The sequence below is a fragment of the Lutibacter sp. genome, assembly GCF_040883305.1.
Taxonomy (GTDB): Bacteria; Bacteroidota; Bacteroidia; order Flavobacteriales; family Flavobacteriaceae; genus Lutibacter.
The window spans coordinates 1-10,026 of sequence record NZ_JBFLKT010000109.1 but is presented as its reverse complement, the minus strand read 5'-3'; the positions used below and the strand labels follow the sequence as shown (position 1 = coordinate 10,026).

11 protein-coding genes and 1 pseudogene are annotated in these 10,026 nt (G+C 30.7%); all 12 read right to left on the bottom strand.

Going from position 1 to position 10,026, the window contains the following annotated elements; all coding sequences use genetic code 11:
- Positions 1-200: hypothetical protein (locus AB1Z17_RS03365; protein WP_368050380.1), on the bottom strand; the 200-nt coding region annotated here is incomplete at its 3' end.
- 46 nt (positions 201-246) lie between these two features.
- Positions 247-1,266 carry an electron transfer flavoprotein subunit alpha/FixB family protein gene (locus AB1Z17_RS03360; RefSeq protein ID WP_368050378.1) on the bottom strand — a complete coding sequence of 340 codons (1,020 nt, stop codon included), beginning with the start codon at positions 1,264-1,266 and terminating at the stop codon, positions 247-249.
- A gap of 24 nt (positions 1,267-1,290) precedes the next feature.
- On the bottom strand, positions 1,291-2,166 hold the full coding sequence (locus AB1Z17_RS03355) for an electron transfer flavoprotein subunit beta (RefSeq protein WP_368050377.1): 876 nt from the start codon (positions 2,164-2,166) through the stop codon (positions 1,291-1,293).
- A gap of 201 nt (positions 2,167-2,367) precedes the next feature.
- A complete protein-coding gene (locus tag AB1Z17_RS03350) occupies positions 2,368-3,210 on the bottom strand; it encodes an enoyl-ACP reductase (RefSeq protein WP_368050376.1) in 843 nt (280 codons plus the stop codon).
- 53 nt (positions 3,211-3,263) lie between these two features.
- Positions 3,264-4,916: a DNA repair protein RecN gene (gene recN, locus AB1Z17_RS03345; protein ID WP_368050375.1), complete on the bottom strand. Its 1,653-nt coding sequence runs from the start codon at positions 4,914-4,916 to the stop codon at positions 3,264-3,266.
- 24 nt (positions 4,917-4,940) lie between these two features.
- The gene (locus tag AB1Z17_RS03340) at positions 4,941-5,828 is read right to left on the bottom strand and encodes a DUF4835 family protein (protein ID WP_368050374.1); all 888 of its coding nucleotides are present in this window, start codon (positions 5,826-5,828) and stop codon (positions 4,941-4,943) included.
- On the bottom strand, positions 5,821-7,035 hold the full coding sequence (gene coaBC / locus AB1Z17_RS03335; RefSeq protein ID WP_368050373.1) for a bifunctional phosphopantothenoylcysteine decarboxylase/phosphopantothenate--cysteine ligase CoaBC: 1,215 nt from the start codon (positions 7,033-7,035) through the stop codon (positions 5,821-5,823). The genes AB1Z17_RS03340 and coaBC overlap by 8 nt, the downstream gene beginning before the upstream one ends.
- A gap of 1 nt (position 7,036) precedes the next feature.
- Positions 7,037-7,366 (bottom strand): DNA-directed RNA polymerase subunit omega, encoded by a 330-nt coding sequence (locus AB1Z17_RS03330; protein WP_368050372.1) that lies wholly within the window; start codon positions 7,364-7,366, stop codon positions 7,037-7,039.
- Entirely contained in the window at positions 7,356-8,183 is an 828-nt protein-coding gene (locus tag AB1Z17_RS03325; protein ID WP_368050370.1) for an outer membrane protein assembly factor BamD, read from the bottom strand. Before AB1Z17_RS03325 ends, AB1Z17_RS03330 begins: the two co-directional genes overlap by 11 nt.
- Before the next feature lie 119 nt (positions 8,184-8,302).
- Complete coding sequence (locus AB1Z17_RS03320) at positions 8,303-8,821, bottom strand: ferritin (protein ID WP_368050369.1); 519 nt, start codon at positions 8,819-8,821, stop codon at positions 8,303-8,305.
- A 53-nt stretch (positions 8,822-8,874) separates the two neighbouring features.
- On the bottom strand, positions 8,875-9,750 hold the full coding sequence (dapA, locus tag AB1Z17_RS03315; protein WP_368050367.1) for a 4-hydroxy-tetrahydrodipicolinate synthase: 876 nt from the start codon (positions 9,748-9,750) through the stop codon (positions 8,875-8,877).
- Positions 9,751-10,026 (bottom strand): annotated as a pseudogene (locus tag AB1Z17_RS03310) (hypothetical protein); the annotation flags it as partial. It lies immediately after the preceding gene.

Sequence of the window (10,026 nt, the reverse complement as noted above, 5' to 3'; positions counted from 1 at the left end):
GCAATTGTATTGGCACAAATATCACCCACAATTTCGAGCACTTTTTCATATGAATCAATAGCATCTTCATGATTCAATGGCGCATAATCAAACTTTTCAGATTGTTCAAAATTTTCTTCTTTTAACTTTACAACCTTTTTTAATATTGGATCTTTTAAATGAAATTTAAAATCCGGAGTGTCTTTGAAAAAATTATCCATTTTTTTCTATTTTATTAATAGAGTTTTTTAACTCTTTATTTTTAATCTATTTAGCGTTCTCCTTGTAATATTTAATCATTTTAGGAAGAACAACTCCTAAATCGCCGGTAATTACATAATCTGCAAGAGCATTAATTGGTGCATCTGGATCATTATTTATAGAGATTATCATAGATGCATCTTGCATACCCGCAGTATGTTGAATTGCCCCTGAAATACCTGCTGCAATATATAATTTTGGTCTAACTGTTGTTCCTGTTTGTCCAATTTGTCGATTATGATCAATAAATCCGGCATCTACAGCAGCTCTTGAACCTCCAACTTCACCTCCCAAAATATTTGCTAAATTTCTAAGCAAGTCGAAATTTTCTTTTGAACCAACACCGTATCCACCAGCCACAATAATAGGGGCGTCTTTTAAATTTACACCTGACTCCTCAATATGACGTTCAATAACCTCAACAACAAAATCTTCATCATTTAAAACTTCATTTGCATTTATTTTAAATATTTCTGTTTTATAATTTACATCAACAACTTCTTTTTTCATTACACCTTCCCTAACTGTTGCCATTTGAGGGTGCATATCCCAATTTATAATGTTTGCCATAATACTTCCTCCAAATGCTGGACGAATTGCATACAACAAATCAGTATATTCTTTTTTTTCTTTTTTCACAAAATGGTCTCCAATATCTAATATAGTTGTGTCGGCTGTTAATCCACAATTTAATTTGGATGCCAAACGCGGTGCTAAATCTCTACCAACAGAGGTTGCTCCAAACAATACAATTTGAGGATCTTGTTCTTTTAATACTTTATGAGCTAAAGCAGCATGTGGTAAAGTTCTGTAAGGTTCTAATCTTGAATCATCAGAAATAAATAATTTATCAACGCCATAAGGTGAAATTTGACTTTCAATTCCGTCTAAGTCTTTTCCAAAAAGCATTGCGTCTAGCGGGCATCCTAACTTTTGAGCTAATCGTTTTCCTGCTGATAATAACTCCTGACTTATTTCTGCTACTTCTTTATTTTCTACTTCGCAATAAACAAATACACTTTTCATTTTATTCATTTTAAGTTATATCAACTACCCAATGGTGTGATGTTTAATTAATTCTTTAATCATTCCTTCTATATCACTATCTGAATCTGTTAATACCTTAGATTCATTCGCAGTTAATACAATGCTCGAAACACTTTTAACTTTAGTTGGCGAACCTGCTAAACCGATTTTTGTTTCATCCGCTTCAATATCTTCAACACTCCATTCTGGAATCACCAAATAAGGTCTTTTTTTATGCAATTCCTCTAGCACAGGGTCTCCTTTTCTCATCTCTGTATTTGTTCTTGCATATTTGTATTTCATAACATTTTTAGCATGTCTTGATCTACATTCTTGAGAAGAACCATGAACTGTCATTAGACAAGGATATGGGGCTGAAACTACCTCAACACCATTCTCTAACCTTCTTCTTGCAATTATTTTATCATCACTTATTTCTAAAACTTCTTCAACATAAGTTACTTGAGGAATGTTTAATTTATCGGCACATTGCGGACCAACTTGCGCTGTATCTCCATCTATAGCTTGCCTACCACCAACTATTAAATCATAATCAGCTATTTTTTTTATTGCTTGAACAATGGTATAACTAGTTGCTAAGGTATCGGCACCTCCAAAACGTCTATCGGAAATCATAATTCCATCATCAACACCACGATAATATCCTTCACGAATAATATCTGCAGCTTTTTGTGGTCCCATTGTTAATATGGTTACATGAGTTCCAGGAATACGATCTTTTATATTTAATGCTAGTTCCAGTGCGTGTAAATCATCTGGATTAAAAACGGTTGCTAGCTTACCTCTATTTACAGTGCCATCTGGTTTCATGGCATCAGGACCCACGTGGCGTGTGTCCGGCACTTGCTTTGCAAGCACTACAATTTTAAGTGGTCTCATAGAATAATATTACTTGTATTTTTTTGATTGTCTAAAAATAATGCAATTATTTCACGAAAACGATGACAATACTCATACTTCTAAAATTTAAGTTTGAGGACTGTTTAAATTTTAGAACGAAAAAAGCGATGATTTATAAAAATCATCGCTTTTTTAATATCTAAATAAGTTTTGAACTTACTTTTTATCTTTCATTATTCATTATTCAGTCGCTTTATCTTCTTCTTGCTGAAAATCTTCCATAAAACTATCCATAATAGCCGTACTTACTCCCATATTTGAAAAACCACCATCGTGAAATAAATTTTGTAGCGTCACTTTTTTCGTTAAATCTGAGAACATTGAAATTGTGTAATCCGCACATTCTAATGCAGTTGCATTTCCAAGAGGCGACATTTTTTCTGCATATGCAATAAAACCATCAAACCCTTTTACACCACTTCCAGCAGTAGTTGGAGTTGGAGATTGAGAAATGGTATTTACTCTTACTTTTTTATCACGTCCAAAGAAATAACCAAAACTACGTGCTACAGATTCTAAATACGCTTTGTTATCGGCCATATCATTATAATCTGGAAAAACACGTTGTGCAGCCATATAAGATAAAGCCACAATACTTCCCCACTCGTTCATTGCATCTTTTTTGTACAACATACTCATAACTCTGTGAAAAGATAATGCCGAAACATCAAAGCCAGTTTTTGTGAAGTTATAATCTTGATTTGTATAATGATTTCCTCTTCGTACGTTTACAGACATTCCAATTGAATGCAGCACAAAATCAATTTTACCACCCAGAATTTCAATAGATTTATCAATTAAATTTTCTAAATCCATCATAGAAGTTGCATCCGCTGGTACCACTTGTGAACCTGTTTTTTCAGCCAATTCTGAAATAGTTCCTAAACGCAATGCTACTGGTGCATTCGTTAAAACAAATGTTGCTCCTTCTTCATGCGCTCTTTCAGCAACTTTCCAAGCAATTGATTTTGAATCTAGTGCTCCGAAAATAATTCCTCTTTTTCCTTTTAATAAATTATGCATAGTCTTAATATTGTTTTCGATTTAATTTAATTGGCTGCAAATATAGTGAATTCTTAATTTAACAATTCTTTTGCGTGTTCAATAGCAGTTTCTGAAATATTTTTACCACTTAACATCTCCGCAATTTCCTTTATACGCTCATTCTTATCCAATTCTCTTAGTTGTGTAATTATATTATTATCAATATCTTCTTTATAAACTTTATAATGTTGTTGTCCTTTTGCAGCAATTTGAGGTAAATGGGTAATTGTAATTACTTGCATATTGGCACTCATTTGTTGCATAATATCTGCCATTTTTTGAGAAACATCACCAGAAACACCTGTATCAATTTCATCGAAAATTATGGTTGGTAATTTTGAATATTCTGAAAGGATTGCTTTTACGGCTAACATTATTCGAGATAATTCGCCTCCAGAGGCTATTTTTTTAAGTTCACCAAAATTAACACCTTTATTTGCCGAAATTAACAAGTGTAATTCATCTTTTCCGTTTGAAAAATAGTTATTTGTATGATTGATTTTAAACTGAAATCTTGTATTTTCCATTCCTAAGTTAGCAAGGATTGCTTCTAACTTTTTAATTAAAACTGGAATTGCTTTTTTACGTTCATTAAAAATTGAAGTTGCAAGTTTGTCAATTTTTTCTGAAACAGCATTTATTTCAGTTTCTTTAGATTTTATTGCTGAAGAAGAATTTTGAACTGCATCAACTTTAACAGAAAGGTTTTCTTTAATAACCAATAATTCTGCAATTGAGTTTACCGTATGTTTCTTTTGCAGGTTATAGATTAATTGTAATCTATCATTTAGTTTTTCTAATTCTGAAGGGTCAAACTCAACATTTTCATTTAAGTTTTCAATTTCAGAAGAGATATCTTCTAGTTCAATTTTCAAACTCAAAACCCTATCATACAACACTTTATACTCTAGAGCAAACGATTTTATTTTATTTAAATTAGCTGCATATGAAACCAATAATGCTTGTATTCCAATTTCTTCATTTAAAGCCAATGCCTGAGCTTCAGTTAAATTTAATTTAATTTCTTCAATATTATTTTCTTTATCTAACTGCTGTTCTAAAGTTTCTTGCTCGTCTGCTTTTAAATTCGCTTTTTCTAATTCTGTGTACAAATGCAAATTGTATTCGTACTGTTCTTTTGCAGCTTCCTGTTGTAGTTTAAGTGTTTTTAACTCTTTAGTTAACTTATTAAAAACAACCAACCCTCTTTTATACGATTCAATTTTTTCTAAATTTACTGCAAGTGCATCAATAATATAAAACTGAAAATTACCATCGGATAACTGCACTGTTTGATGCTGAGAATGCACATCAATCAATTTTTCGCTAAGCAATTGTAATGTTTGAATTGTAGTAGGTGTATCGTTTATAAAGGCACGTGATTTTCCGCTCGGCAAAATCTCGCGCCTTATTATAGTTTCTTCTTCAAAATCTAAATCTTTTTCTTCAAAAAAAGCATCTAATTGATATTTTGAAATTGAAAATCGTGCTTCAATAATACATTTTTTAGAAGCATCTTTTAATGTTGAAGAATCGGCTCTTTTCCCTAAAACCAAACCTAAAGCACCTAATAAAATAGATTTACCAGCACCCGTTTCACCAGTAATTATAGATAAATTATCTTGAAAATTTACAGATAAACTTTCTATTAAAGCGTAATTTTTTATGGAAAGATTTATGAGCATTATTTAAATTTGAAAATTAAGAAATTACTTTATCGCTTCCCACTTCGAAGCATTTAAGGGAGAGATCCTTAATAAGTCGTCTTTTAATTTACTGGTATCAAATCTAGGACCATCAGAAAAAATATCTACAATTTCATCTGCTTTAGAATCCATAAAAACACGTAATAAAAATGCATTTGGACGCGAATCATAAATAGTTTTTAAAGTTTTCACAACATCAAAAACAGCTTGTTTTGCAGCTTTCTTATCCTTACTCATCATATCCAAGCCGTTAAAATGATAATCGAACATAGCTTTTCTAAACATATCATAAGTTGGCGACAACATATTATCTACCAAAGTAAATCTTGTTTTAGAGCCATCATTTTGATTCCAACCAACATAACCACTTTGTTGTGCTAATACTACAATATCTTGTGCTTTTGTAAAATAATCCGTTCCTCCATTTAACGAAAATGTATCTGCATCCATTCCTAAAATTGTATACACATAAAATGAGATTACAGAAACCAGGTTAGATTCAAAAGAGTTTTCGTTGAATTGTAAAGGTTCAAATTCTGTATATTGAAATGAAAAATTATCGTCCTTAAAATTAAAAACTGGTGTTAAATAGGTTGAATTATAAACAGGACGTGAAGATTGTATTTGAATATGACCTCTAAAATCTGTTCCCGTTTGCTCTAAAATAGTAAGCGTTAAATTACAATTAATTAGTTCTTGTGGTTTATAATTAAAATTTGTCCACCTTTTTTGATTTACAAATTCATTTAATGAGGTCTGTAAAGTTGTAAAAATTTGTTTATTAGAACCTGGTATTTTATCAGCATTAACAGTAATTGTACAATTTAATTCTTGTGCATTTAACTGAACAACAGCAAGTAAAGCAATTAATATTTGAACTATTTTACGCATACATTTTTTTCAAAATTACATTAAATATATCTTCAGCAACTTCGCCTTTAGATTTTAGACCAAATTCGGAAATATTTTCCGATTTATCAATTATTGTAACTTTATTTGTAGGTTTTTTAAATCCAGCACCTTCATCGTTCAAAGAATTTAACACAATTAAATCTAAATTTTTAGATTTTAGTTTCGTTGTTGCGTTTTCTATTTCGTTGTTGGTTTCTAATGCAAAACCTACTAAAAATTGCTGTTTCTTTATGTCCCCTAAAGAGGCTAAAATATCTTGTGTTTTCACCAATTCAATAGACATTGAATCTGAAGATTTTTTAATTTTTTTATCGGAAACGTTTTTTGGTTTGTAATCTGCCACTGCTGCGGAGAGAATTGCAATATCCGCTGAACTGTAGACTTTATGAACTTCATTATACATTTCTTCAGCACTTACAACATCTATTCTTTCTATTAAACTATTTGAAACAATTTGGCTCGAAGGACCTGTAATTAAATAAACTTTAGCTCCTAAACCAGCGGCCGTTTTAGCCATTTCAAAACCCATTTTTCCAGAAGAATGATTTCCAATAAAGCGCACAGGATCAATAGCTTCATAGGTTGGGCCGGCAGTAATAAGTACTTTTTTATTGAATAATGGCATTCCTTTTATAATATCCTTTTCTATAAAAGAAACAATATTTTCAGGTTCTTCCATACGTCCTTCTCCTTCTAAACCACTTGCCAAAAACCCAGTTGAAGGTGGAATAAATACGTTTCCAAAACTTTGTAATTTTTCAATACTATTTTTGGTTGAAGTATGCTTGTACATATCCAAATCCATTGCTGGAGCAAAATACACTTTACATTTTGCGGATAAATACACTGCTAACAATAAATTATCGCAAACACCATTTGTCATTTTAGATAAGGTATTCGCAGTTGCAGGAGCAACAACCATATAGTCTGCCCATAAACCTAAATCTACGTGGCTATTCCATTCCTCTGTTTCCTGATTTCCTTTTTCAAAAAAAGATGAATACACAGGATTTTGAGATAAGGTAGCTAATGTTAATGGTGTAATAAAGTCTTTAGAAGCAGGTGTCATTACAACTTTTACGTGTGCACCTGCCTTAATAAAAAGTCGTACTAAATGTGCTGTTTTATAAGCAGCAATACCTGCGGTAACACCTAAAAGTATATTTTTACCGCTTAAAATTGACATATTATTCTTTTGTGTCTAGGTCTGGGTTCCTATGATAAATTTTACCTTCTAACCATTCTTCAACGGCAATTGCAGTTGGCTTTGGTAGCTTTTCGTAAAATTTTGAAACTTCAATCTGCTCTTTATTTTCAAAAACCTCGTCTAAACTATCTGTATAAGTCGCAAATTCTTCTAATTTTTCAATCAGTTCACTTTTTAAATCACCACTAATTTGTTCAGCTCTTTTAGCTATAATTGTAATAGCTTCATAGATATTGTTAGTTGGAGCTTCTATACTGTCTTTATCATAAGTTACTGTAGTAGTAGCTGCTTTTGTGTTTTTATAGTCCATTTGTTTCAGTTTTTAATGCAATTAAAGAGTTTAACTCGTTATTTAAATTTTGTAGTAATTCTTCAGTTTCTGATAAATATGCTGATTTTGGAAAGCTTCTTTTAAATCTTTCATGAATTTTTACAGCATTATTAAGTCTATCTTCTTTTTTTAGAATATAACTATTAACTGCTAAATTATTAGCCGATTTAAATTTAAGATACATTGCTTCTTCTTTATATGAAGTTCCTAAAAAATTACCCAACAAATTATCAAATGCTGCAATTGCGGCAATATAATCTTCCGTATGATAATATTGCTTAGCGATCTCGAAAGATTTCTTTTCTAACTTTTTAGTAAGCACTTTTATATTTTCATTGGCCTCAGTTACTTTATCAGATTCTGGATACTTATATAAAAAATTCTGCAAGGCTGTAATGGCTTCTTGTGTATCTTTTTGATCTAAACTAAATACTGGTGAAGCTAAAAAATAACTATGTGCAGAAAGGTATGCAGACTCTTCTAATTTTGAGCTTTTAGGATAATTTTTTACAAATTTATCGAAATAATATGCTGCTAACGTATATTGCTTTGTGTTATAATGTGATTGTGCAACCATAAATTGAATACGCTCCATTTGAGGTTTTCCTCTATAAGAGGGCGTAATTTTTTCAAATAATTGTATGGCTTTATTATACTTTTGGCTTTCATATAATTTCGAAGCCATTGTATATTGTTCTTCAACCTTACCTTTATTTAATACTTTTTGATATTCACTACATGATGAAACACCAACAGTAACTAATAAAATGAGAATATATATTTTATTTTTAAGCATTTGGCAAAAATAGTTATTTATTATGGATTATTAAAATGATTTTTTATTAATAGTAAACCACAAAAATAACTTGCTTTTACAATAAATGTTGTGCAACAATCTTAATTGTTTGTTAATTGTTAAACAGTTGGCGGAGCTACTGAACTAATAACTGATAATTGCTTAATGTCATTATCAAACAAATACAAACCTCCTTTATCGTCTCCAATTAAGTTAATTTTATCCAAAATAGTTCTGGCTTGTGCTTCTTCTTCAATTTGCTCTGCAACATACCATTGTAAAAAGTTATGAGTTGCGTAGTCTTTTTCTTCCAATGAAATATGCACCAAATCATTAATACTTTGCGAAACAAAAACTTCGTGTTTAAATAAAGTTTCAAACATTTCTTTAATTGAACCATATTGATCTGCAGGTTTAACTAATTCTGAAACTTCAGCATGTCCTCCACGTTCATTTACATATTTAAACATTTTAAGCATATGCTCACGCTCTTCATCTGATTGTGCATACATAAATTGAGAAATACCTTCTAATCCCTGACCTTCAGACCAAGAAGCCATTGCTAAATATACTTGTGATGATTCTGCTTCAATTTTAATCTGCTTATTTAAAGCAGCTTGCATATTTTCTGATAACATATTTAAATATTTTTTATTACTATTTTACTTTTTTCAAATTGACTGTAAAATTACTAATAATTATCTATAAAATTGATTAATTTTTGTTCTAATTTTTCAGTTGCTTTTACCAATGGCAAACGTACATTAGAACTACAGATTGCTTGCTTTTGTAGTAGTGCTTTTATTCCGGAAGGATTACATTCTTCAAAAATATAATCAATACTGTCCATTATTTTAAAGTGTAATTTATTGGCTTCAACAACATTTTTTTGCAATCCTAATTGAATCATTTTAGAAAAATCTTTTGGTACCCCTTGTCCAATTACAGAAATAACACCAGACCCACCAGCCAAAACCATTGGTAAAGCAATCATATCATCTCCAGAAATTACCATAAAATCTGCTGGTTTATGTTGAATAATTCGCATTGCTTGTACAATATCTCCTGCAGCCTCTTTTACGGCAACAATATTTTCAAAATCGTTTGCCAATCTTAAAATCGTTGAAGCTTCCATATTTTTACCAGTTCGCCCAGGAACATTATACAAAATAATTGGCTTAGTACTTGCTTCAGAAATTACTTTAAAATGTTGATAAATACCTTCTTGTGTTGGTTTATTATAATATGGAGAAACTGAAAGTATTGCAGAATATGCCTTCAAATCTGTAGTTTTAATTTCTGCAGCAACAGCCATTGTATTATTACCACCTATTCCAAGTACTAACGGTAATCTGCCATTATTCTCTTTAATAATTGTGGCTTTTATTTGTTCTTTTTCTTCTAAAGTAAGTGTTGCTGGTTCTCCAGTTGTTCCTAAAACAACTAAATAATTAATGCCATTGTCTATTTGATAGTTTACCAAACGAGCTAACCCTTCAAAATCTACCGATTTATCTTCATTAAAAGGTGTTACCAAGGCTACTCCAGTTCCTAACAATTCTTTCATTTATATTTTATTTAAAATCTCTAAATATTTTCTCACCTCTTTATTAAACAACGCTATTTCAGATGTTTTACAATTTATTAATAAGTCGTAAAAACGATTGTCTAAACTTGCAAAACCAACTTTAAAAGCGACTTTACTATGCAATAATAATATGTTGTTGTATAAATAATCAATTTTGCTGTAGTTTATTAACAGATCGTATTTTTTTGTTAAAATATTTTTCAATGTATCATTATTAATTTTACCATACCAACCAAAATCTTTCGATGAAAAAAG

Bases quoted from the DNA above. Each gene is read 5' to 3' on its own strand.
- AB1Z17_RS03360 (WP_368050378.1), bottom strand. From the start codon at position 1,266: ATGAAAAGTGTATTTGTTTATTGCGAAGTAGAAAATAAAGAAGTAGCA.
- dapA (WP_368050367.1), bottom strand. From the start codon at position 9,750: ATGAAAGAATTGTTAGGAACTGGAGTAGCCTTGGTAACACCTTTTAAT.
- AB1Z17_RS03325 (WP_368050370.1), bottom strand. From the start codon at position 8,183: ATGCTTAAAAATAAAATATATATTCTCATTTTATTAGTTACTGTTGGT.
- AB1Z17_RS03350 (WP_368050376.1), bottom strand. From the start codon at position 3,210: ATGCATAATTTATTAAAAGGAAAAAGAGGAATTATTTTCGGAGCACTA.
- AB1Z17_RS03355 (WP_368050377.1), bottom strand. From the start codon at position 2,166: ATGAGACCACTTAAAATTGTAGTGCTTGCAAAGCAAGTGCCGGACACA.
- AB1Z17_RS03320 (WP_368050369.1), bottom strand. From the start codon at position 8,821: ATGTTATCAGAAAATATGCAAGCTGCTTTAAATAAGCAGATTAAAATT.
- recN (WP_368050375.1), bottom strand. From the start codon at position 4,916: ATGCTCATAAATCTTTCCATAAAAAATTACGCTTTAATAGAAAGTTTA.
- AB1Z17_RS03340 (WP_368050374.1), bottom strand. From the start codon at position 5,828: ATGCGTAAAATAGTTCAAATATTAATTGCTTTACTTGCTGTTGTTCAG.
- AB1Z17_RS03330 (WP_368050372.1), bottom strand. From the start codon at position 7,366: ATGGACTATAAAAACACAAAAGCAGCTACTACTACAGTAACTTATGAT.
- coaBC (WP_368050373.1), bottom strand. From the start codon at position 7,035: ATGTCAATTTTAAGCGGTAAAAATATACTTTTAGGTGTTACCGCAGGT.